Source organism: Nonomuraea aurantiaca, from assembly GCF_020215705.1.
Taxonomy (GTDB): domain Bacteria; phylum Actinomycetota; class Actinomycetes; order Streptosporangiales; family Streptosporangiaceae; genus Nonomuraea; species Nonomuraea aurantiaca.
On sequence record NZ_JAIWNB010000002.1, the window covers coordinates 420,538 to 444,150 of the forward strand.

Sequence of the window (23,613 nt, forward strand, 5' to 3'; positions counted from 1 at the left end):
GCGGGAAAGTGTCATAGACCGGTCACCCGCATGGTGATGTTGAGGCGGCCCGAGGTCAGGCCGGTGGCGGGGTCTCCGGTGCCTGGGTAGACCTTGGGCACGCCATGGTAGGCGAAGCGCGAGGGGCCGCCGAAGACGAACAGGTCGCCGCTGCCGAGCCGCACGTCGGTGTAGGGCCTGCCGCGCGTCTCCGTGTTGCCGAAGCGGAACAGGCAGTCGTCGCCGATGCTCAACGACACCACCGGGGCGGCGGATCGTTCGTCCTTGTCCTGGTGCATGCCCATTCTGGCCTGGTCGTCGTAGAAGTTGATCAGTGCCGTGTCGGGGGTGTAGTCGTCGCCGGGTTCGCCGTACGCCGCTGTGAAGGCGCGGCGGCCCAGGTCGACCATCCAGGAGGGGAAGTCGGCTACCTGCCGGCCGTTCACGTCGCCCGCGACACGCGTGTACTTGTAGGGCTGCCAGTGCCAGCCGACGCACACCGTCTGGACCGACATGACGCCGCCTCGGGGCAGTACGGTGTGCCGGATCGGGACCGGGCCCGCCGCCCACTCCCGGCACGCCTGTACCAGATGGCGCTGCTCGTCGAGCGTCAGCCAGCCGGGTGCGTGCACGGCGCCCGGAGCGATCTCTCGTGTCGGGAGCGGGATCATGCCGGGTCCCGGTGGATCAGGTTGCGGCTGATTCGCCAGGTGGTGCCGTCGATGTCCGCTCCGCGCATGCCCTCCAGTGTTCCAGGCGGGGCCAGGGCGACGGCTTGCGCGGTGGAGGCGAAGCCGAACGTACGGGCGGGGTCCCAGTCGGTGCTCTGCCGGAGGCGCTCGCTCATCCGGGCCCAGCCCAGCGGCGCCCCCGCCACCACCCAGGCGTCCGGCGGGCCCGTCACGAACCGCCTGGCCTGCCGGAGCCACGACGCCGCCTCCTCCGGCCAGTCGACCGTCGCCAGCACGGTCCCTTCCCACGGGCTGTCCATTTGTGCGCCGCTTTCCCACGGGCTGCCTGCCTGCGGGCCGCTTTCCCACGCGTCGGCGAACGCCTTCGCGGAGCGGGCGGCGTCGCGGCCGTGGCCGATCACCACGGCCGTCACGCGCGGCCGGGCCGCGGCCAGCAGGCCGAGCAGACCGGCCAGCTCAGCCGCCGTATGCCCAGCCATCGCCCGCTCGGCCGCAGTCGGTCCGGTCGCCGCCTGTTCGGTTTTCCAGATCTGGTACGCCTGCGGCAAACAGACCGCGCACGGCCGGTACCCCGCCGCGATGGCCGTCACCTCGTCCGCGAAGAACACCCGCTCCCGCACGTACCCCCCACGCGAGATGGCCCGCAGGGCCGACGGGCAGTCCAGCCGCCCGTACAGCCGCGCCCGCCGATGCCCGCCCAGTGTCCCGGGCAGCACGCTGACATACGGCCAGCCGTCGGCCCCGATCAGCGTGTACGTCACGAGGCGTCGTGGAAGACGAGGCCCAGCGTGTGCCGCAACCCCGAGCGGACCGTGCTGACCCCGTGCCGCACCGGCGACGCCGACCACCCGCGCGACGACCGCACGGGCCGGTCCCGGGTGGTGAAGATCAGCCCGTGGCCCTGCGGCAGCAGGGTCACCGTCCCGCGAGACTGGGCCCGGGGGCGCTGCTCCACCAGCAGGAACTCGCCGCCGGTGTAGTCGTCGCCCGGCTTGTCGAGCCCGATGACCACCTGCAGCGGGAACACCAGATCCCCGTAGAGGTCGCGGTGCAGGGCGTTCCAGTCGCCCTCCTGGTACCGCAGCAGGATGGGCGTCGGCTTGGTCTGCCCGGCTTCGTGGCACATGTCCAGCCACTCGGCGAAGTCGTCCGGCCAGGGCGCGGGCTGTCCCAGCCGGGCGGCCCAGTCGCGGGCGATGGGCAGCAGGTGCGGGTAGAACGCCGCCCGCAGCTCCGCCACCTGTGGCGGGAAGGGCTCGCGGAAGTAGCGGTACTGCCCGCGGCCGAACCGGTAGCGCTCCATGTCGATCGTGGAACGGAACCGGCCGGCCTCGCCGTACAGGTTCGCGATCTCCTTGCAGTCGGCCGGCGAGAGGACCGGCGGCGTCAGCGCGCAGCCGTACGCGTTGACCTCCTCGGTCAGGGCCGTCCAGTCGGCCTTCATGATGTCCTCCTTACGTCAGAGCAGGTCAGATGAGCTGCGGCTGCAGCGCGCCTTCGAGCGTGAGCAGCGCGTGCTTGCGCTCGACGCCGGCCGCGTAGCCGGTCAGTGAGCCGTTCGCGCCGACGACGCGGTGGCAGGGGCGGACGACGAGCAGCGGGTTCGCGCCGATGGCCGCGCCGACCGCGCGGATCCGGTCGCGGGCCACGCCGATACTCGCGGCGAGCTCGCCGTAGGTCGTGGTGGTCCCATACGGGACGGCGTCCACGGCGGCCCAGACCCGCTCCTGGAAGGCGGTGCCGCCGGAGACGTGGTCCAGGTCGAAGGCGGTGCGCTCGCCCGCGAAGTACTCGCGGAGCTGGCGCTCGGCCTCGGCGAACGCGCCAGGGTCGCGCCGCCACTCGGGCCGCGCGGCACCGCCGAACGCCACACGGGTCAGTACGGGGTCGCCTACGAGCAGGATCTCGCCCAGTGGGCTGTCGATCATTGTGTAGATGCTCATACTCTCTACAACACCGTCGCCACCCGGAAAGTCAGCGGTTTTCGGACCTCTGGGCAGAGCAGGGCATCTCCGGCGGCGACCACGCGGATCGTCATGAGATCGGCAACCTCGCGGCGACCCTGAACCCGCCCTCGGGCCGCGACCCGGCGCTGAAATGCCCGTTCAGCAACGCCACCCGCTCTCGCATCCCGGCGATGCCGTAGCCGCTGCCCTCGCTCGCGCTGTCCGCGCGCCCGTCGTCGACGATCTCGACGCTCAGTTCTTCACCCGCATAGCCGATCGACACCCGGCAGCGGGCGGCATCCGCGTGCCGTACCACATTGGTCACCGCCTCCTGGGGGATGCGGAACGCGGACTGGTCGACGGCGGTGGGCAACGGGCGGCGTTCGCCCTGCCAGCGGACGTCGACCTGGACGCCTGCGGCGATGGCCGTCGACGTGATCCGGTCAAGGTCGGCCAGCCCGGCGGGCGGCGGGTCGGACCCGCGCAGGACGCCGAGCATCTGCCGTAGCCCCTTCAGGGTTTCCCGGCTGGTGACCTCGATGGCGTCCAGGGCGTCGCGCGCCTGCTCGGGGCGGGTGTCGATCACCCTGCGGCCCGCTCCGGCCTGGATGGCGATGCTGCCGATGCTGTGGGCGACCATGTCGTGCACGTCGCGGGCGATGCGCAGCCGCTCAGCCGTGACCGCGTGGACGCGCACGGCCTCGCCGTACTCCCGCCGCTGCCGGATCGCGGTCCCGGCCAGCCAGGCGAGCAGGACGCTGACGGCCAGCAGTGCCGTCAGCGCCAGGAACCCAGAGACGAGAGCGTGCGGCCACAGGGCGGCCTGCCACAGTCTTTCCAGTACGGCGAGCGTGATGCCAGCACGACGGCGAGCACAGGCAGCGGGCGGCGCCTTATCCATGCCAGCGGCAGCGCCATCGCGACCGCGGCGCCCGCGAGGGGCAACGCCCGTGGGTTCGTGTCGCCGCTGCCGCTCAGCAGCGCGGCGAACTGCAGCAGCGTGAAGGCGGCCACCACACACCACGTGAGCAGTTCCCGCACGAGCGGCGGTAGCCGCTCCAGGAGCGGAGGACGGGGCGGATGGGCGAGCATGCCTTGATCGTAGCCGCCACCCCGTCTGACCAGCATCGGCCTGGAGGCGTATGCCCGCAGGCCAGTCTCATGGCGCGGATTCTGGCCTGCGGCCAGATGTCGTGCGCCACGGCCTCCGGCAGCGTTGAGCGGCGATCGACGCCGACCAATCGCCTTCCCACTCCGGCCACTCGTCGCGGCGGTCGTGACCCTCATCGTCGTGCGCCGGCGCGACGTGTGACACCTGAGAGAGGAAACCCTGTGAAGCAGCACCACATCTGTGCCCGCCTGCCGCTCCTGGCGCTCGTTCTGCCGCTACTGGTGTCCTGCGCCACCACAAGTGCCGCCAACACGCCGAGCCCCACCACAAGTGCCGCCAGCACGTCGAGCCCCACCACAAGTGCCGCCAGCACGTCGAGCCCCATGACGACCAGCGCCGTCAAGTTGGAACTACCTCGCCCCACCGGCCCGTACCCGGTCGGCCGCGACATTCTGCACCTGGTGGACAAGAGCCGCACGGACCCCTGGGTGCCCAAGGACGGTCCTCGGCAGCTGATGGTGTCGATGTACTACCCGGCCCGATCCGCGACCGGTGCGACCGCCCCGTACATGACTGTCGAGGAGGCCCGGTCGCTGCTGGAGCGCAAGGCTCCCGGCGCCACCGTCCCGGCCGAGGCCGTCGCCGCCACCCGCACCTACGCCCACACCGGCGCCGATCCGAAGAAGGGCCGATACCCGCTGGTGATGCTCTCACCCGGCCTCGGCCTGCCCCGCGCCAGCCTCACCTTCCTGGCCGAAGACCTGGGCAGCCGCGGGTACGTCGTCGCGCTGGTCGACCATGCCTACGAGTCCTCCGGCACCGCCTTCCCCGACGGCCGTGTCCTCACCTGCGCGCCCCTCTGCGACCAGCCCAGGCCGCCGGAGGGCGGGCAGGCGACCATCACCAAAAGCCGGACCAAGGACATCTCCTTCGTCATCGACCAGCTGACCGACCGGCACCCGGCCTGGAAGAAGGCCCGCGTGATCGCCACCAAGCAGATCGGGATGGCCGGACACTCCCTCGGCGGCGACGCCGGCGCCGCGACCATGGGGGTCGACAAGCGGGTACAGGCCGGTGCGAACCTGGACGGCACCTTCCACCCCGCCATCCCGGTCGGCAGCCTCGGCAAACGCCCCTTCCTCCTGCTGGGCAGCCAGGCCGACCACGTCCCCGGCAAGGACGACACCTGGGACGGTAGCTGGCCGATCATCAGCGGCTGGAAGCGCTGGCTCACCGTCGCCGGCACCAACCACACCAGCTTCACCGACCTGTCCATCCTGGAGAAGGCCGCAGGCATGTCCACCCCGGACGACCTCTCCCCGCAGCGCTCCCTGCAAATCACCCGCGCCTATGTCGGGGCCTTCTTCGACGAGCACCTGAAGCACAAGAAGCAACCGCTGCTCGACGGTCCGACCCCGGCCAACCCCGAAGTCGCCTTCCAAAGCCCCTCGTAGTGGGGCCACGTGGGCGGGAACGGTACGTTACGCGCATGTCTTCAACGCCACGCCCGGACGACCGCGTCGCGTCCGCCTTTCGGTTCGCCACTGAGCTGGTCGCCTGGGTCGCGACTCCGTGGGCTTTGGCCTCCCATTCCGTACTGCTGGCCGTCCTGTCGGTGGTGGTGTTGATCGGGTTGCCGACGCTGTTCTCGACTCCGGGTGACAAGCGGAATGTCATCGTCGCGGTGCCGGGGTCGGTGACGATCGCGCTGGTCGTTCTGCAGGTCGTGGCGGCCGTGATGGCGGCGTGGGTCGCCTGGCCGGTGTTCGCCGCCGTGCTGGTCTCCGTGCTGGCCGTGACCACCGTAGTGCTGGAGCTGCCGCGCTGGCGGTGGCTCGTCTCAAACGCTCGCGTTCACGGCGCTGTTGATGATGGCGGTCGTGAACGGTGAGGGTGAGGCTGTCAGGGGCGGAGTCCGTCCAGCAGGACGGTGAGGGTGAGGCTGTCAGGGGCGGAGTCCGTCCAGCAGGACGGTGAGGTAGGCGTCGGCGAGTTCCTGGGACGGCGGCTGCGCACGAGCGACCGCCAGAGCGGTCTGGCCGATCAGAGTCGTGATGATGGCGAGGTCGATGTCGGTGCGGACCGCGCCGTCGCGGCGTGCCCCGTCGATCATCTCCTCGACGGCGCGGACGAGGTCGGTGCGCAGGGCTGTGGTGGCAGGTAGGTCCAAGCCGCCCAGCTGGTCGTTGATGGCGTAATGCGCGGCCTGGAAGGCGATCAGCTCGCGAAGGAAGATCCGCAGGGCCTGCGTGGGCGTGGTCTCGGCGAGCAGGTCGCGGGCGTGCTGCACCACCGGTTCAAGGAGCCGGGACACAGCGGTGTCAAGGAGTGCGTCCTTGCCGCCGAAGGCGCGCACGACAGTCGCCGCCCCCAGGCCCGCCTTTTTGGCGATGGCCTCGACAGTAAGGGAGACGCCCGGCTCGGTCAGTAGCGCGGTGGCCGCGTCCAGGGCGAGCCGGCGATTGCGGACGGCGTCGGCCCGGCGCGGGGGTTCAGTGGCTGTTGACAACTGGAATGCTCATTTCACATAATCAACTGGAACGTGCATTTCAGTTATCGTACGCGAGAAGGAGCCCCCATGAACGAGCGCATCCTGATCTCCGGCGCGAGCATCGCCGGCCTGACCCTGGCCCACTGGCTGGCCCGGCACGGCTTCAAGCCCACCGTGGTCGAGCGCGCCCCGGCGCTGCGCTCCGGCGGCAACGGGGTGGACGTGCGTGACAACGCCGTCGAGGTGATCGAGCGGATGGGACTCCTGTCACGGGTCCGCGAGCTCGCTACCGATGTCCAAGGCATGAAGTTCGTCGACGCCGCTGACCGGGCCGTCGCCCGGATCGACACCCGGGACCCGGCCTCCGTCGAGATCATGCGCGGCGACCTGGTGGCCCTGCTGCACGAGGTGACCGACGCCGAGTACTTGTTCGGCGACTCCATCCTCGGCCTGCGGCAGGACGATGACGGCGTGACGGTCACCTTCGAGCACGCGCCTGCCCGCCGCTTCGACCTGGTCGTCGGTGCCGACGGCATGCACTCCAACGTCCGCCGTCTCGCCTTCGGCCCCGAAGAGCAGTTCGTCCAGTTCAAGGACCACTACTTCGCCTTCGCCAACACCGACGCCTCGCTCGGTGAGGACCGCTGGGTGACGATGTTCAACACGCCGGGCAAGATGACCGGCATCTACCGATCCGGCAACCACGCTCAGGCCAAGGCGTACTTCATCTTCCGCTCCGCGCCGCTGGAGTTCGACCACCGGGACGTCGCCGAGCACAAGCGACTGATCGGCGAGGCGTTCGGGGACGACTCGTCCTGGCGGGCCGGGGAACTGCTCGACACGGCCCTGGCTGACCCCGACTTCTACTTCGACGCCCTGGGTCAGGTGCGGATGCACTCCTGGTCCAACGGCCGCATCACGCTCGTGGGCGACGCCGCCTGGTGCGCGTCCCCCGCCTCGGGCGCGGGCGCGGAACTGGCTCTGGTCGGTGCCTACCGCCTCGCCGGAGAACTCGCCGCCGCAGGCGGCGATCACCGCATCGCCTTCGCCCGCTACGACCTCGCCCACCGTCCGCTGGTCGACAAGAAGCAGCAGATCGGTCCTAACGTCCGCCTCATGGTGCCCAAAACCGAAGGAGGCCGGTGCGTTCGCGACGTCGTCGCCCGCCTGCCTTTGATGAAGGCGATCGGCGCGGTGGAGCGCCGGGTGCAGGCCAGGAGCGCCCGGCCCCTGCCGGAGTACGCCCCAGCCCGCTAGGCCGGTGGCGTGGCTGCGGCCAACAACGCGATGAAGTACCGCCTCGTCGGCGCCGCGTCCGTCTTTCGGTTCGCCACTGAGTAGCTGTAGACGTGATATGTCGGTGTTGTATAGCCTTTCTGGAGGTTCTCCCGGGACTCAAGGGGCCTATGAACAGGCTGGCTGACGAGGACTTGGCGCTGCTGCTGCTGATCCGGTCCTTCGAACGGAAGCTGCTCGCGCTCTTCGAGCGGGGCGAGCTCAACGGCACCACCCACACCTGCCTCGGGCAGGAGTACGTCCCCGTCTCCCTGCGCCCGCTGCTGCGGGACGGTGACTGGGTCTTCAGCAACCATCGCGGTCACGGCCACTATCTGGCCCGGTTCGAGGATCCCGAAGGGCTGCTGGCCGAGATCATGGGCCGGAAGGGCGCCGTGTGCGACGGGGTGGGGGGCAGTCAGCACCTGCACCGCGACCGCTACCTGTCGACCGGGGTGCAGGGACAGAGCCTGCCGGTGGCCACCGGGGTCGCCCTGCACCTGAAGCGGCGTGAGCCCGGCGGGCTCGCCTGCGTCTACATCGGTGACGGGACGTGGGGCGAGGGGGCGGTGTACGAGGCGTTGAACATGGCGCAGCTCTGGCGGCTGCCGCTGCTCGTGGTGGTCGAGCACAACGGCATCGCCCAGTCCACGCCGACGGAGCTCCAGATGGCGGGGACCATCGCGGGGCGGGCGGCCGCCTTCGGGATCGAGCACACCCGGGTGACTAGCTTGGATATTTCCGAAATAAGGCGGCATCTCGCGCCTTTGGTGGAGACGGTCAGGGGTGGTGCGCCGTTGGTGGTGGAGTTCGCCACGCACCGCCTCGGACCGCACAGCAAGGGCGACGACACCCGCCCGCCGGACGTCGTACGCTCCGACTGGTACGCCGCCTACCAGGCCGAACACCCCGACCAGTCGGCCCGCCTCGAAGCGGCGGCCCGCGCCCGCGTCGACGCGATCGCCGAAGAAGTGGCCGCCCGGCCCCCAGCCGCCTGGACTCCCGCCGCCGGAAGCCCGGCCGGATGGATGCCCGCGTGAGGGTCGGTGAGAACCTCAACCAGGCCCTGCACGGCCTGCTCGGCGACGACCCTGGCGTCTACGTGCTCGGCGAGGACCTCCTGGACCCCTACGGCGGCGCCTTCAAGATCACCCGTGGCCTGTCCACCCGCTTCCCCGACCGGGTCCTGACGACGCCGCTGAGCGAGGGCGCGATCGTCGGCGCCGCCTCCGGCCTCGCCCTGGCGGGGGAGAAGGCCATCGTCGAGATGATGTTCGGCGACTTCGCCGGGCTCGCCTTCGACCAGATCGTAAACTTCGCCGCCAAATCCGTTTCCATGTACGGCCGGCGCGTCCCGATGCCGCTGGTCATCCGCTGCCCCTCGGGCGGCAACCGCGGCTACGGCCCCACCCACAGCCAGAACCTCCAGAAGCACTTCATCGGCGTGCCCGGCCTCTCGCTGTTCGAGATGTCGCCGTTTCACGACAACCGTGCCGTCCTCGACCGCATGCTCGCGCTGGAAGAGCCCTGCCTGCTCTTCGAGGACAAGGTCCTCTACACCCGCCGGATGTACGAGGTGGACGAGCTGTTCTCCTGGGACCTGGTCGAGGACGTGGCCGTGGTGCGGTTCGACGGCGACCTCGACTACGCGTTGATCGCCCCCGGCGGCGTGGCGCACCGGGCGATCGCCGCCATGCGCACGCTGCTGCTCTCCCACGACCTGGCCGGGGCGCTGCTCGTACCGTCGCGCCTGTACCCGTTCGACCCCGCCGCCGTGCTGCCGCTGCTCGGTCAGGTGGGGCTGGTCTGCGTGGCGGAGGACGGCAGCGCGGGCGGCACCTGGGGCAGTCACCTCGCCGCCGACCTGCACACCCGGCTGTGGGGCTCGCTCCGGCGCCCGATCCGCCTGGTCAGCTCCGCCGACAGCGTGATCCCGACGGCCGCCCATCTGGAGCGTGACGTGGTGCTGCAGGACAGCACGATCTGCCGGGCCGTACTGGAGGCGCTCGATGGGTGAGATCCGGGTCCCGAAACTGAACAACAACGACTCGGAGTACACGCTGCTGGAGTGGCTGGCGGCGGACGGCGCGCGGGTGGGGCGCGATGACCCGCTGGCGACGCTGGAGACCTCCAAAGCGGTGGAGGAGCTGGTCAGCGAGCAGGACGGGGTGCTCACCCACCTGGTGCGGGCCGGCGCGTCGTGCGCTCCCGGCCAGCTGATCGCCCGGATCGGCCCGGCACCGGCCGGTCGGCCGGAGCGGGCGCCGATCTCCCTCGATTCGGCGGGCACTCCGCCGCCATCGGAGCCGGTCGCCGTCGCCGATGGCGGGCCGATCATCACGGCGCCGGCGCGTGCTCTGCTGGACGAACTCGGCCTCGATCCCGCGCTGGTGGCCGGGCTGGACGTCAAGGTGGTGCGCCGGACCGACGTGGAACGGCTCGCGGCGGCCACCGGCGGCAGCGAGCCCTCCGAGAAGAGCGGCGCACATCACGACGGCGGACAGACCCGCCCGCTGTCCAACCACCAGCGCGCGGTCGGCAGGACCGTGATCCTGTCGCACCAGTCCATCCCCGCCGGCTACACCGCGATAAAGGTCGACGTAACCCCCGCCCTGACGACCGCCCGAGCCCTGACCAGACGCCTCCGCAAGCTGGTCGGCCTCCCCGACCTGCTCATCGCCGCCGTCGCCCGGCTGCACGCCGACTTCCCGATGTTCTTCGCCGAACTCATCGACGACAGGACCGCCCGCATCCCCGCCCAACCATGCATAGGCGTGACGATCGACATGGGCACCGGCCTCCACGTGCCGGTGATCCGCGACCGCCTGGCCGTACCGGACATCGCCGAACGCCTGGCGGAGTTCCGCGGGCTCGCCCAGCACGGCGGTTTCACCGAGGCCCACCTCACCGGCGGGAACATCGTCGTCACCCTCCACCACGACGCCGACATCATCATGGCCATCCCGATCGTCTTCCCCGGCCACGCCTGCGCCATCGCTCTCACCTCACCGCAGCCGGACGGTGAGCGCGCGGTGGCGGCGATCGGCCTGGCCTACGACCACCGGCTGGTCAACGGCCGGGACGTCGTCTTGTTCCTGCAGGCGTTGAAGGAGACGCTAGAGAGTTCGCCCGAGAGCCTGTAGTCCGACCAGGTCGTCCGGGGTGGCGTCGGCGCTCTGGTCGAGCAGTCCGGGCAGCCGTGACCGTAGCGCCACCGCCGCGAGCACCGCCATCGCCACGGCGAACAGCACGTACATCAGCCCCACCCCGCGCCCGGCACCGGTGCCGATGAGCGCCCCGACGGTCGGGGCGAGCGGGCCGTCGGGGGCGAGCAGCGGGTCGAAGACCGCCGCCCCGTACGGCGCCACGAGACCGAAGCCGAGCGGCAGCGTGGACCAGGCGATCAGCGTGTTCAGTGCGAACACCCGCCCGTGGAACCGCTGCGGCACCTTGACCTGCACGATCGTGGCGTAGACACCGTTCAGCAGCGTCACCCACAGCGACATCCCGAACGCCCCGATCCCGATCGTCACCAGATCCGCCCGCAACCCCGTGACCAGGCAGAACACCGCCAGCGCCAGCGTGCACCACAGCACCGCCCGCATCCGCCCCCGGCTCGGGCCGCCCCAGGCCGTCATGGTCAGACCGCCGAGGAAGACCCCCAGCCCGGACACGAACGAGATCCGGCCCACGTCCTGCAGCGTGCCGAAGGAGAGCACCAGCGGCGAGATCAGCAGGAACAGCGGGGACAGGAAGACGTTCAGTACCGCGAAGTAGAGGAGCATCTGACGGAAGCCCAGGTTTCCCCAGGAGTAGCGGAACCCGGCCGCCATCTCCGCCAGCACCGGCTCTTTCCGGCGCCAGGCCATCGCGGCGGGGAAGCGCACGAGCGACGTCACCCCGATCGCGAACACGTAGCTGGCCACGTCGAGCACCAGGATGCCCTCCAGCCCGATCACGGCCATCAGCCCAACGGCCGCGAGGGGGACGAGCAGCTGCGTCATGCCGCCGGCCATCTGGACGATGCCGTTGGCGTGCCCGAGGTACCGCTTGGGGACCAGCTGCGGCACCGCCGAGGTGTAGGCCAGCCGCTGGAACGTCAGCGCCACCGACAGCAGCGCGAGGAGCGGGTAGACGTGCCAGGTCTGCAGGTTCCCGGTCCAGAGGAGCATTCCGAAGACGAGCTGGGTGCCGACGGCGGCGGCGTCACCGCCGAGCATGACGGCCCGCCGGTTCCCGCGATCGACGATCGCCCCTGCCAGCGGCGCCACCACCATCCCCGGGACCAGCCCGACCACCGACAGCAAGGCGAACTGCGCCAGCGAGCCCGTGGTCAGATAGATCCAGATGGGAATGGCGAACCCGGTCAGCGCCGACCCCAGAAGGGACACCAGCTGACCACTGGCGACGGCCGTGAACCGCTTCATGCTCGGCTGCGGGCCGGTCGCGACGGCCGACACCCCGGCCCGCGACACCTCCCGCACCCGCCAACTGGCCCCGCCCACCACCTCCGCGTCGCCTGAGCCCACCACCTCCGCGTCGCCTGAGCCCACCACCTCCGCGTCGCCTGAGCCCACCGGCTCCGCGTCGCCTGACGCGATGGCGACGTGGGTGCGGGTGACGATCTCGGCGAGCTCCGCCGCCCGATATTTCAGGAAAAAGTGTCCCGCCTCGTCCAGCTCCACCACGGCGGCCGTGGGCGCGAGGAAGTGCCACTCGCGATACCGCTCCTCGAAGTACTCGGTCGCCGGATCGTGCTCTCCCGCCACGCTGACGATCGGCGCCCGCAGCCGCTCCACCGAGCTCGCGAACAGCCCGGTGAAGTACTCCTCCGCGGCCTCGCTGTCGCGCCGCATGTTCCTGATGATGTGCCGAGCCTGCCCCGGCTCCAGTTCGCCCATGTCGAGCCCCATGGACGTCAGCCAGTTGACGTAGCTCCGGTCACTACGGAGGAACTCGCGCCGGGCCAGCTTGGACAGCAGCGCCATGGGCCCCTTCTCGGGGCGGGCGAAGGGGAAGATCGCCCCGATGTACACCGCTTCGAGCTCGCGGCCCGCCGCCTCCAGCCGCCGCGCGATCTCGACGATCAGGGCCGACCCCACGCCGCAGTGCCCGTACAGCGCCACCGGCCCGCGTACCTTCTCCTGGATCTCACTCACGCACCGGGCCGCCACCTCGTCCAGCGGCAGCCGCTCCTCGTCCAGGCCGACGTCGTGCCCGGGGATGGCCACCGACCACAGGGCGTACGTCGCGGGCAGGGCGTCGGCGAGCGGCTGGTACACCACCGCGGCGCCGCCGCCGTATGGCACGCACACGTAGGTCAGCTCGGCGGGAGAGGTACGGCGCGGCGTCAGCTCGTGCAGGAGCCCGCGCGAGGCGGTGGCGGTGCCGTCGACGAGCGCGGCCAGCTCGCGGACGGTCGGGTGTTTGAACAGGTCCACCACGGCGATCGGCGCGGCGCCGGGCGGCAGCGCCCTGCGCAGCCTGGCCACCACCTTGATCGCCAGCAGTGAGTGCCCACCGACGTCGAAGAAGTCGTCGTCCACCCCGAAGTCGGCCATGTCGAGTTCGAGTACCTCGGCCCAGACCGCGGCGACCAGGCGCTCCGCCTCCGTGGTCGGTGGGACGCGCCGGTCCGGCTCCGCGCCGTCCGCCGCTGACGTGGGGGCGGGGAGGCGGCGCCGGTCCACCTTGCCGTTGGCGGTCAGGGGCAGCTGGGGGAGGGGGACGAAACGGGTGGGGATCATGTACGCGGGCAGGGTCTCGGCGAGGTGGCCGCGCAGGCGGGCCGGATCCACCTGGCCCACCACGTACGCCACCAGCTGGGCCTGTGTGCCCGAGCCGTGGGTGGTGACCACGCACTCGGCCACGTCCGGGTGGCGGGCGAGGTGGGTCTCGATCTCGCCGAGTTCGATGCGGTAGCCGCGGATCTTCACCTGTGCGTCGGCGCGGCCGAGGAACTCGATCGTGCCGTCCGCGGTGTAGCGGCCCAGGTCGCCCGTTCGGTAGAGGCGCTCGCCGGTGCGGGGGTGGCTGATGAAGGCGGCGGCGGTCCGCTCCGGGTCACGCCAGTAGCCGGTGGCCACGCCGACGCCGCCGATGTACAGGTCACCGGGTACGCCGATGGGCACGTCACACCGGCCGCGGTCCAGGATGTGGAAGGACTGGTTGGCCAGCGGCCGGCCGTACGGGATGGACGACCAGCCCGGATCCACCTCGCCGATCGGATAGGAGATGGACCAGATCGAGCCTTCGGTGGCGCCGCCCAGGCTGATGACCTCGGCCGCCGGGGCGAGGGCGCGGATCCGGTCGGGGAGGGTCAGCGGGATCCAGTCGCCGGACAGCAGCACCAGGCGCAGCGAGCTCAGGTCGGTGCCTTCGTGCTCGGCGTGGTCGACCAGGAGCTCCATGAGGGCGGGGACCGAGTTCCAGACGGTGACGCGGTGCTCGGTGACCAGGCGGGCCCAGGCGGCGGGGTCCTTGTCGGCCGACGGCTCGCCCATGACGAGGGTGGCGCCGGTGGCCAGGGCGCCGTAGACGTCGTACACGGACAGGTCGAAGCTGAGGGCCGACAGGGCGAGGATCCGGTCATGAGGGCTGACGTGGAAGCGGTGGTTGAGGTCGCGGACGGTGTTCAGGGCGGCCTGGTGCTCGATCATCACGCCCTTCGGGGTGCCGGTCGAGCCCGAGGTGAAGATCACGTACGCGAGGTCGCCGGGCGCGGCCAGGCAGGGGGGAGGCGTCAGTGAGGTGGACGCGGGAGTCACCGGAAGGCGGGTCACGTCGGCGGGCCAGGTCAGGTCCAGCCACGGCTGGGTCACCGCGACCCGGCACTCGCCGCGTGCCATCAGCTCGAACCGCCGCTGCTCCGGCAGGTCCGCGTCGATCGGCAGGTAGGCCGCCCCGGCCATGTTGACAGCCAGCACCGCCACGACCTGCTCCCACCCCCGTTCCATCACGACCGCGACCAGTTCCCCGCGCCCGACGCCCGCCGACATCAGCTCGGCGGCCAGCAGTCCGGCCCGGCGCTCCAGCTCCGCGTAGGTGATCTCGCCGCCGGGGTGGGCCACCGCGACGGCGTCGGGCGACTGCGGCACCCGCTCCTCGAACGGGCGGTGCAGGAGGCCGGGGTCGCCGAGGTCGAGCCCGGTGTCGTTCCACCGCTCCCGCTCCTCTCGCTCCGGCGCGGTGAGCAGCTCGATCGTGGAGACGGGGGCCGACGGGTCGGCCACGATCCCACCGAGCAGGGTGGCGAAATGCCCGGCCAGGCGGGAGATCCGCTCGGCTGAGAACAACGCGACGTTGTACACGAACAGGAATGAACCATCCCCACCGGTGTACAGCTCCAGGTCGAACCGGGTGGCCCACACCCCCGGCGAGAATCCCTCCACGGCCAGCCCGCCGGAGGACGACGGCTCGCCGCCGTAGTTCTGCATCGCGAACAGGACCTGGAACAGCGGCGACCGCGACACCTCCCGGGGCACGTTCAGCTCCGACACCAGCCGCTCGAACGGCAGCTCCTGATGCGCGTACGCGTCCATGGCCAGGTCACGAACCCGGTGCAGCAACCCCAGGAACGCCGGATCCCCCGACAGATCCACCCGCATCGCGAGCATGTTGATGAAGCAGCCGATCAGCCCGTCCAGCTCCGGCAGCGACCGGCCGGCCACGGGGGAGCCGATCGCCACGTCCTCCTGCCCGGCGTACCGGCCGAGGAGTGCCGCGAAGGCCGCCAGCAGCACCATGTACGGCGTGGCGCCGTGCTCCCGCCCGAGCCGCTCCAGCCGCTCGACCAGAGCGGGGTCGATGGTGAAGGAGTGCGCCGCGCCGAGGTAGGTCAGCTCGGGCGGCCGGGGGAAGTCCGTGGGCAGTTCGAGCGGCGACAGGCCGGCCAGCCGTTCCCGCCAGTAGGCCACGTCGGCCGCGTCGCCGGGCCGATCGCGCTGCCAGGCGGCGAAATCGCCGTAGGTGACGGGCAGGTCGGGCAGGGGGTTGCGGTCGTAGCCGGTCAGGAGCTCGCGGAGCAGGATGTTCGCCGACCAGCCGTCGGCGGCGATGTGGTGGACGGCGATGGCCAGCACGTGGTCGTCGGCGGCCAGCCGGACCAGCAGAGTCCTGATCACCGGCCCGCTCACCAGGTCGAACGGCTCGGCGAGGAAGCGGTCGACCAGAGCCCGTGCCTCGTCCACGTCGCCGGCGGCGGCCACGGTGAGCGGGACGGTGGCCTCGGCGGAGACCGTCACCATGGGCTGTCCGTCGTCGCCGACCGGGAAGCGGGTCCGCAATGCCTGGTGCCGGGCGGCGACCCCGTTCAGCGCGTCGGCCAGCACGGAGGTGACGAGCGGGCCGCGTAGCCGCCGCACGAACGGGACCGTGTGAGCGGGGTTCCCCGGCGCGTACTGCTCCATGAACCACAGCCGCTCCTGCGCGTACGACAGCGGCGGCGCCTGACCGTCCGGCAGCACCGGAATCGTCGGCACGCTCTTGCGCCGCCGTAACCGCTGGGTCAGCAGCGCCCGCTGGGCCTCGGTCAGCTCGGTCACAACGTGTCCTCCGGGTCGAGCATGCTGAGCGCCTGTTCGTCGGACAGCCCGGCCACCTCCGCCACCAGCGCCTCCTCGACGGCGCGCGCCAGCTCGGCGACGGTACGGCGGGCGAACAGCGTACGGATCGGCAGCTCCACACCCGCGATCGCGCGCAGCCGCGCCGCCACCCTGATGGCGAGCAGCGAGTGCCCGCCGAGCGCGAAGAAGTCGTCGAACGCGCCGACCTTGTCCGCGCCGAGCACCTCGGCCCAGACGTCGGCGACCAGCTCCTCCGCGTCCGAACGCGGCGGCGTGGCGTCCGTGCCCGCGGCGCGGCCCGGCTCCGGCAGCGCGCCCCGGTCGAGCTTGCCGTTCGCGGTGAGCGGCAGCGCGTCGAGTACCACCCAATGAGCGGGGACCATGTACGGCGGGAGCCGCCCGGCCACGTGGTCGGCCAGCTCGGCCGTCTCGCCCACGACATAGGCGACGAGCTCGCCGTCCCTGGCGACCACCGCGGCCTGCCGTACGTCCGGATGCGCGCGCAGGCAGTGCTCCACCTCGCCCGGCTCGATGCGGAAGCCCCGCACCTTGACCTGCTCGTCGATGCGCCCGAGGAACTCCAGCAGCCCGTCGGGACGCAACCGCACCCGGTCTCCGGTACGGAAGTACCGGCCGCCGTCGGGGAGCCGGACGAAGCGCTGGGCCGTCAGCTCCGGCGCGCCGAGGTAGCCGCGGGCGACGCCGGGGCCGCCGATGTACAGCTCGCCGGGGGCGCCGGGCGGGGTGGGCGTGCCGTGCGGGTCGAGGATCTGGACCGTGGTGGCCTGGATGGGGCGGCCGATCGGCGGGTGCGGGTCGTCGCCGGTCAGGTCGGCGGCGGTCGCGACGATCGTGGTCTCGGTGGGGCCGTAGGTGTTGACCAGGCGTACCCGGTCGCCGAACCGTCGCCGCCAGCGGGCCACGGCGGTGGCGTGCACCTGCTCGCCGCCGATGACGACCAGCCGGAGGGCCGCCGGCCAGGCGATCTCGTCGATCAGGTCCACGAGGTGGTGGAAGTACGCCGTCGGCAGGTCGAGCACGGTGATGCCGGGATGCTCGGCGAGCAGGTCGGGGAGGGTGGCGCCGCCGTCGGGCACCAGCACGACCGTGGCGCCGGTGGTCAGGGCGGGGTAGAGCTCCTCGGCGTGGGTGTCGAAGCTGAGGGAGGCCAGCTGGACGACCTGGTCACCGGGACGCAGGCCGTACTCGTGACGCATCCACCGGACCCGGGCGGCCAGCCCGGCGTGCTCGACCGCCACGCCCTTGGGAGTGCCGGTGGAGCCGGAGGTGTAGATGACGTAGGCGAGGCCCGGCGCCTGGGCGCGGGGGTTGTCCGCGGCTGTCAGGTCATCCGAGATGACCAGCCGGGCTCCGCTCGTGGCGATCATGTGCTGCAGGCGGACGGGTGGGTAGGCGGGGTCGAGCGGCAGGTACGCGGCTCCGGTACGCCAGATCGCCAGCATCGCCACCACCGCGTCGACCGACCGGCCGAGATGGAGGCCGACTATGTCGCCAGGGCCCGCGCCGCGCCCGGCCAGTTCGGTGGCCAGCCGCGACACCCGTTCGGCCAGCTCGCCGTAGGTCACGCTCTCGGACCCGCAGACGACGGCCGTCTCACCGGAGTGGGCGGCGACGGCCGCCGCGATCATCTCCAGCACACCGCCACCCGGCTCGATCGGCCCGCTGAAAGCGTCGCCGCCGGCCGAAGCGATCAGCGCCGTGTCGGCCGCGGTGAGCACCGGCAGGGCCGACACGTGGGCGTGCCGGTTGTCCGGGTCGGCGATCCTGTGTAACAGCACCGCGAACCGCTCCGCCAGCCCCGCCACCGTCTCCGCGTCGAACAGCCCCGCGTCGTACCCGAACGCCACCCGCAGCCGCCCCGGCGCCCGCCAAGCCTCCACCACCAGGTCGAACTTGGCCTGCCGATACCCATCGTCGAAGTACGACATTTCCAGATCGTCGGCGAGCCGATCCCGTTCCCCGTCGGCCGTCTGGCTGTTCAGTGTCAGCATGGTCTGGAACATCGGCTTCCTGGTGATGTCCCGCTCGATGTCCAGCTCCGCCAGCAGCCGCTCGAACGGCACGTCCTGGTGCGCCATCGCCTCCAGCACTGTCCGCCGCGTCCTGGCCAGCAGCTCGTCCAGCGTCGGATCGCCCGACAGGTCGCCGCGCAGCACCAGCGTGGTGCTGAGGTAGCCGACGATCGGCTCCAGCTCCACCCGGTCCCGCCCGGCGGTGGGCGAGCCGACCAGGATGTCCGTCTGCCCCGTGTGCCGGGCCAGCAGCACCTGGTAGGCCGCCAGCAGCACCATGAACAGCGTGCTCCGCTGCCGCCGCGCCGTCGCGTCCAGCGCCTTGGCCAGGTCGTCGGGGATGTCCAGCAGGTGGAAGTCGCCGCGCGCCGGTCCCGGCGTGTGCGGCCGGTCGGTGTGCAGCGCCAGCGTGGGCGGGTCGGCGAGCCGTTCCCGCCAGTACTCCAGTGCCGCGCTCCCGTCCTGCTCCCGCTGCCAACGCGCGACGTCCCCGTGCTGTACGGCCAGCGGGTTCAGGCTCCCCGGCTCGGCGTACAGCCTGGCCAGGTCGTCCAGGAGGACGGTGATCGACCAGCCGTCGGCGATGATGTGGTGCAGCACCACGCACAGCACGTGGTCGTCCCCGCCCAGACGGATCAGCGTGATCCGGAGCGGCGGTGCCGCACCGAGGTCCAGCGGGGCGTTGGTGCGGGCGGCGACCAGCGCGCGGGCTTCCGCCTCATCGCCCGCGTCGAGCAGTTCGACGTCGGCGGGCCGTCCGGCGTGCTCGACGACGGCGACCGGCCGCCCGTCCACCTCGGGAAAGCGCGTGCGCAGCGACTCGTGCCGGGCCAGCAACGCGGTCAGCGCCCGTCGCAGCGCCCCGGGGTCGAGGGGGCCGCGGATCCGGCGCACGATGTACATGTTGTACGAGGCGTCGCCCGGATCCAGCCGGTGCAGGAACCACAGCCGTTCCTGGCCCGCCGACAGCGGGGGCAGCGTGCCGGGCGGGCGCGGGGTGAGCGAGAGGCCAGGGCCGTCCGGCAGCCCCTCCAGCGTCGCCGCGAACCCGGCCACCGTCGGCTGCCCGAACAGCGTCCGCAACGGCACCGTCGTCCCCGCGGCCGCCAGCCTGGCGATGACCTGGGTGGCCAGCAGCGAGTGGCCGCCCAGGGCGAAGAAGTCGTCGTCCGCGCCGACGTCGCCGATCCTGAGGACGTCGCCGAAGATCCTGGCCACCTGCCGCTCGCGAGCGGTACGCGGCCGGCCGCCCCGCCCCGCCACCGGCCCCGACGGCTCGGGCAGCGACAGCCGATCGACCTTGCCGTTGGGCGTCATCGGCAACGCGTCCAGCACCACCACGGCACCGGGCACCATGTAGGCGGGCAGCCACCCGGCCGCGTGTTCGAGCAGGTCGGCGGGGTGGCCCGGCGTGGTCGCCACGTCCGGCCTGGTCGTCCCGTACGGCCTGGTCGCCACGTCCGGCGTGGTCTCCACGTAGGCGACCAGTTCGTCCCCGCGGACGACGACGGCCGCCCGCCGCACGCCCGGATGCGACTCCAGCGCGGTCTCGATCTCGCCCAGCTCGATCCGGTGCCCGCGCAGCTTCACCTGCCCGTCGCCCCGGCCCAGGAACTCCAGGGTGCCGTCCCCGAGCCACCTGACCCGGTCGCCGGTCCGGTAGAGGCCGACCGCGAAGCGCTCCGCGGTCGCCTCCGGCCGGCCCAGGTAGCCGAGCGCGAGCCCGGCCCCGCCGATCGCGAGGTCACCGGGTACGCCGATCGGAGCCGGCCGGCCGGCGCCGTCGAGCACGTGGACGCGGGTGTTGGCGATCGGCCGCCCGATGCTCACCCGGCCGGGCTCAGCGGGGACCTCCCAGGCGGTGGACCAGATGGTGGTCTCCGTCGGCCCGTACATGTTGAACAACCGCGCCACCCGCCGCCGCAGCCGCCTGGCCAGCGCGAGCGGCAGCGCCTCGCCGCCCGCCAGCGCCACCAGCCCGGAGGCGTCGAGGCCGGCGGAGAGCAGCATGTTCCAGCCAGAGGGGGTGGCCTGGACGTGCGTGACGCCCGACGCGGAGATCAGCCCGGCGAGCGCGGCGCCGTCCCGCACCGTCTCGTCGTCGGCCAGCACCAATCGCCCGCCGGTCACCAGCGGCAGGTACAGCTCCAGCCCCGCGATGTCGAAGGACAACGAGGTGCTGCCCAGCCACACGTCGGCCGGTCCGGAGCCGAGCAGGTGCTCCATCCCGGCCAGCAGGTTCACCAGCGCCGAGTGAGGGACGACCACCCCTTTCGGGCGGCCGGTCGAGCCGGAGGTGTAGAGCACGTAGGCGGCCGACCCGCCATCGGGCCCGGCGGCGACGGGCTCGGGGGCGGACTCGGTGACGGAGCCGTCGAGGGTGAACCGGGCGCCCGAGTCCGCCAGCATGTACGCCACCCGGTCGGCAGGCAGCGCCGGGTCGATCGGCAGGTAGGCGGCTCCGGCCAGCAGCACACCGAGCAGAATCCCGGGCAGCTCCACCGACCGCTGCCGGCGGACGGCGACCACCGATCCGGGCCCCGCGCCGCGCTCCCGCAGCTCGCCCGCCACCCGTACGGCCTGGGCGGCGAGCTCCGCGTAGGACAGGCGGTGGTCGCCGCACGAGACGGCGATCGCGTCCGGCCGCAGCTCCGCCTGCCGCATGACCAGGTCCACCACGGTCGCGTCCGGCACGTCCAGGGCGGTGCTGTTCCAGGTCCGGTCGAGCAGCTCGCGTTCGGCGGCGGGCAGCAGGTCCAGCTCCGACAGACGAGACTCGGGAGCGGCGACGATCGAGGCGAGCAGGGTCTGGAAGCGGGCCACGAGCCGGGTCACCGTCTCCTGGCCGAACAGCTCGGCGCTGTAGAAGAGCGCCCCGTGCCAGCCCTTGCCCGACGGCCAGAGATCCATCCGCAGGTCCACCATGGCCGGCGGCGCCCCGTGCGGGAACGGCAGGCTCTCCAACCCGGCGAACGACTCCGCCTCCGCGTACCCGACCGCGGAGTTGTGCAGCGCCAGCATCGCCTGGAACAGCGGCGTACGCGACAGGTCGCGCTCGATGTCGAGCGCGGACAGCACCCGTTCGATCGGCACCTCGCGGTGCGCCATCGCCTCCAGCACGGCACGGCGGGTACGGCGCAGCAGCTCGCTGAACGGCGGATCCCCCGACAGATCCCCCCGGAGCACCAGCGTGGAGGCGAACAGCCCGACCATCGGCTCCAGCTCCGGCCGGTCGCGTCCGGCGGTGGGCGAGCCGACCACGATGTCGTCCTGTCCGGCATGCCGGGCCAGCAGCACCTGGTAGGCGGCCAGCAGCACCATGAACACCGTCGAGCGTTCGGCCCTGGCCAGCCGGGACAGCGCGCCGGCGAGTTCGGGCGGCAGGTCGAAGTGCACTTCGCCGCCCGCGCTGCCGCGCTGCGCGGGACGCGGCCGGTCGGTGGGCAGCTCCAGCGGCGTGGCCCCGGCGAGCTTGGCCGTCCAGTAGTCGGCGTCGGCGTGGGAGACCCGCTGGGTGTTGGCGTACTCGGCGTAGCTGACGGGCAGTTCGGGCAGCGCGGCCGGTTCGCCCTTCGTACGGGCGAGGTAGTAGCCGGCCAGGTCGCTCAGCAGCACGTTCAGGGACCAGCCGTCGCCGATGATGTGGTGCAGCACCACGCACAGCACGTGGTCGTCGTCCGCCAGCCGGACCAGGGTGATCCGCAAGGGCGGAGTGGCGGCCAGGTCGAAGGGGGTGTTGACCCGCTCTTCGAGCAACCGCGTGACCTCAGGCCCGTCCGGCACCGCCTGGCCGAGGGCCACGAACTCCACCGGAACCGCCGCCCCCGGCGGGTCGATCACCGCGATCGGCAGCCCGTCCTGGTCGGGGAACCTCGTGCGCAACGACTCATGCCGCGCCACCACATCCCCGAACGCCCCCGTCAGCGCCTCGACGTCGAGCGCCCCCCGCAACCGCCGCACCGCCGCCACCCGGTAGGCCGCGTCCGACGGATCGAGCCGCTGCAGGAACCAGAGCCGCTCCTGGCCCAAGGAGATCATGGCCGCAGCCCGCCGATGGCCGCCGCCACCCCGGTGATCGTCGGGTCGTCGAGGAACACGTCGAACGGCACCTCCACCCCCAGCCGTTTCCTGATCCGCGCGCTGATCTGCGTGATGGTCAGCGAGTGGCCGCCGAGATCGTAGAGGTCCTCGTCCGGCGCGATGTGGTCCATGCGCAGGACCTCCATCCAGATCAGCCGCACCTGCTCGACCAACTCCGCGTCGACCTCGTCATGCGCGGGCCCGGCAGCTGCCGGCGCCTCCAGAGGGATCTGGGGAACTACCTGGGGGACGGCCGGGAGCGGCAGATCGGCGAGCCGTACGTCCGGATCCGCGGCGACCGCGCGCAGGACCGCCCTGAGGTGTTCCCCGGCCAGCTCGACATCCCCCCGGGGAATGACGTCCGGGCTGTAGTGCAGCGTCAGGTGCAGCCCGTCGTCGCCGTCGACGGCCTGGAGATGGAGGGCGTTCCTGACCATATGGTTGGACATCTTCCACTCCACCGACAGCTTCAGCCCAGGGAAGACCTGTTCGGGCGCGCGCCGCCGGAAGCTGATGGACACCGGCGCCAGCGCCACCCTCGGCTTGATCCCGCCCACCGCCCTGGCCACGGGCACCTCGCGGAAGGCGTTCAGCTCGCGCAGCTCGCTCCGGATGCCCAGGGCCAGCTCACGGAAGGAGTCCTCGGCCGAGAGCGACGCGAACACCGGCAGCTCGGTGGCGAACAGGCCGATGGCGTCCCGGGTCTGGGCGGTCCGGGTCGACATGGCCACGGCCACGGGCGTGCCGGCGTTGCCGTACCGGTGAAGGAGGGCGTGCACGGCGGCGAGGAAGACCTCGAATCTCGTCACGCCGGACAGGTCGGGCATGTCATCGGTCAGGGCGAGCAGGACGGTCTCGCCGCGCTCGGCCAGTCGCGGCGATCTCGTCAGCCCGTTGATCACCACCTGCGGCACCTCGCGCCAGCGCGCCCGCCAGTACGCCTGCGCCTCCGGCGACGGCTTCTCCGCCGCTCCGTACGGCATGGGCAGCGGCGGCGTGGGCGCCCCGGAGTAGGCGGCGGCGAGATCCCGTACGAGCAGATCCTTCGACATGCCGTCGAAGACCAGGTGATGGGCCACGAACAGCAGCAGGTGCCGCGACGGCGAGACCTCCGCCAGCGTGAACCGGGCCAGCGGCCCGGCGGACAGCTCGAAGGGCCGCGCGATCTCCCGCGCGATCAGGGCCTCCGGGTCCGGCTCCACGACGAACGCGACCGGCGGGAGCTCCCTGGCGGGCACCAGGTGCAGCGCGCCGTCGCGCTCCTCGAACGCGTGGCCCAGCACCGGGTGCCGCGCGAGCACCGCCCGGCACGCCGCCAGCATCGCCTCCCGCTCCAGCGGTCCGTCGAACCACATGGCGAACGGCATGTGGTACGCCGTGCCGGTGCCGTGCAGCACCTCGGTGATCCACATCCCGTGCTGCGCCTGTGACGCCAGGACCAT

15 protein-coding genes are annotated in these 23,613 nt (G+C 71.9%); 6 read left to right on the forward strand and 9 right to left on the reverse strand.

Going from position 1 to position 23,613, the window contains the following annotated elements; all coding sequences use genetic code 11:
* Positions 1-11 precede the first annotated feature (11 nt).
* The 5 genes from LDL49_RS07505 to LDL49_RS07525 all read right to left on the reverse strand — a co-directional run bounded on the left by LDL49_RS07505 (position 12) and on the right by LDL49_RS07525 (position 3,518).
* Positions 12-650, reverse strand: a complete 639-nt coding sequence (locus LDL49_RS07505; RefSeq protein WP_225290197.1) for an alpha-ketoglutarate-dependent dioxygenase AlkB family protein — start codon at positions 648-650, stop codon at positions 12-14.
* Positions 647-1,432 (reverse strand): Ada metal-binding domain-containing protein, encoded by a 786-nt coding sequence (locus tag LDL49_RS56730; RefSeq protein ID WP_263654711.1) that lies wholly within the window; start codon positions 1,430-1,432, stop codon positions 647-649. Before LDL49_RS56730 ends, LDL49_RS07505 begins: the two co-directional genes overlap by 4 nt.
* Complete coding sequence (locus LDL49_RS07515; RefSeq protein WP_225290198.1) at positions 1,429-2,115, reverse strand: 2OG-Fe(II) oxygenase; 687 nt, start codon at positions 2,113-2,115, stop codon at positions 1,429-1,431. The genes LDL49_RS56730 and LDL49_RS07515 overlap by 4 nt, the downstream gene beginning before the upstream one ends.
* A 25-nt stretch (positions 2,116-2,140) precedes the next feature.
* The gene (locus tag LDL49_RS07520; protein ID WP_225290199.1) at positions 2,141-2,614 is read right to left on the reverse strand and encodes a methylated-DNA--[protein]-cysteine S-methyltransferase; all 474 of its coding nucleotides are present in this window, start codon (positions 2,612-2,614) and stop codon (positions 2,141-2,143) included.
* Between the two features lie 91 nt (positions 2,615-2,705).
* Entirely contained in the window at positions 2,706-3,518 is an 813-nt protein-coding gene (locus tag LDL49_RS07525) for a sensor histidine kinase (protein ID WP_225290200.1), read from the reverse strand.
* 593 nt (positions 3,519-4,111) lie between these two features.
* Here LDL49_RS07525 and LDL49_RS07530 point away from each other — a divergent pair.
* Together LDL49_RS07530 and LDL49_RS07535 are read left to right on the forward strand one after the other, a co-directional pair.
* On the forward strand, positions 4,112-5,182 hold the full coding sequence (locus LDL49_RS07530) for an alpha/beta hydrolase family protein (RefSeq protein WP_225290201.1): 1,071 nt from the start codon (positions 4,112-4,114) through the stop codon (positions 5,180-5,182).
* A gap of 35 nt (positions 5,183-5,217) precedes the next feature.
* On the forward strand, positions 5,218-5,619 hold the full coding sequence (locus LDL49_RS07535) for a hypothetical protein (RefSeq protein WP_225290202.1): 402 nt from the start codon (positions 5,218-5,220) through the stop codon (positions 5,617-5,619).
* 54 nt (positions 5,620-5,673) lie between these two features.
* Here LDL49_RS07535 and LDL49_RS07540 read toward each other — a convergent pair whose 3' ends face one another.
* A complete protein-coding gene (locus LDL49_RS07540; protein ID WP_225290203.1) occupies positions 5,674-6,237 on the reverse strand; it encodes a TetR/AcrR family transcriptional regulator in 564 nt (187 codons plus the stop codon).
* A 69-nt stretch (positions 6,238-6,306) separates the two neighbouring features.
* Between LDL49_RS07540 and LDL49_RS07545 the strand changes: the two genes are divergently transcribed.
* The 4 genes from LDL49_RS07545 (at position 6,307) to LDL49_RS07560 (ending at position 10,637) form a co-directional block, all read left to right on the forward strand.
* Positions 6,307-7,476 (forward strand): FAD-dependent monooxygenase, encoded by a 1,170-nt coding sequence (locus LDL49_RS07545; RefSeq protein WP_225290204.1) that lies wholly within the window; start codon positions 6,307-6,309, stop codon positions 7,474-7,476.
* 149 nt (positions 7,477-7,625) lie between these two features.
* Positions 7,626-8,534, forward strand: a complete 909-nt coding sequence (locus tag LDL49_RS07550) for a thiamine pyrophosphate-dependent dehydrogenase E1 component subunit alpha (protein WP_225290205.1) — start codon at positions 7,626-7,628, stop codon at positions 8,532-8,534.
* Positions 8,531-9,511, forward strand: coding sequence for an alpha-ketoacid dehydrogenase subunit beta (locus LDL49_RS07555; protein WP_225290206.1), 981 nt, complete (start codon positions 8,531-8,533; stop codon positions 9,509-9,511). Before LDL49_RS07550 ends, LDL49_RS07555 begins: the two co-directional genes overlap by 4 nt.
* Positions 9,504-10,637, forward strand: a complete 1,134-nt coding sequence (locus tag LDL49_RS07560; protein WP_225290207.1) for a 2-oxo acid dehydrogenase subunit E2 — start codon at positions 9,504-9,506, stop codon at positions 10,635-10,637. Before LDL49_RS07555 ends, LDL49_RS07560 begins: the two co-directional genes overlap by 8 nt.
* Here LDL49_RS07560 and LDL49_RS07565 read toward each other — a convergent pair.
* Genes LDL49_RS07565 through LDL49_RS07575 form a run of 3 tightly spaced genes read right to left on the reverse strand, consistent with a single transcriptional unit; the run spans position 10,611 to position 23,613 of the window.
* The gene (locus LDL49_RS07565) at positions 10,611-16,037 is read right to left on the reverse strand and encodes a non-ribosomal peptide synthetase/MFS transporter (protein ID WP_225290208.1); all 5,427 of its coding nucleotides are present in this window, start codon (positions 16,035-16,037) and stop codon (positions 10,611-10,613) included. The genes LDL49_RS07560 and LDL49_RS07565 overlap by 27 nt on opposite strands.
* On the reverse strand, positions 16,034-22,129 hold the full coding sequence (locus LDL49_RS07570; RefSeq protein WP_225290209.1) for a non-ribosomal peptide synthetase: 6,096 nt from the start codon (positions 22,127-22,129) through the stop codon (positions 16,034-16,036). Before LDL49_RS07570 ends, LDL49_RS07565 begins: the two co-directional genes overlap by 4 nt.
* A complete protein-coding gene (locus LDL49_RS07575) occupies positions 22,126-23,613 on the reverse strand; it encodes a condensation domain-containing protein (RefSeq protein ID WP_225290210.1) in 1,488 nt (495 codons plus the stop codon). The genes LDL49_RS07570 and LDL49_RS07575 overlap by 4 nt, the downstream gene beginning before the upstream one ends.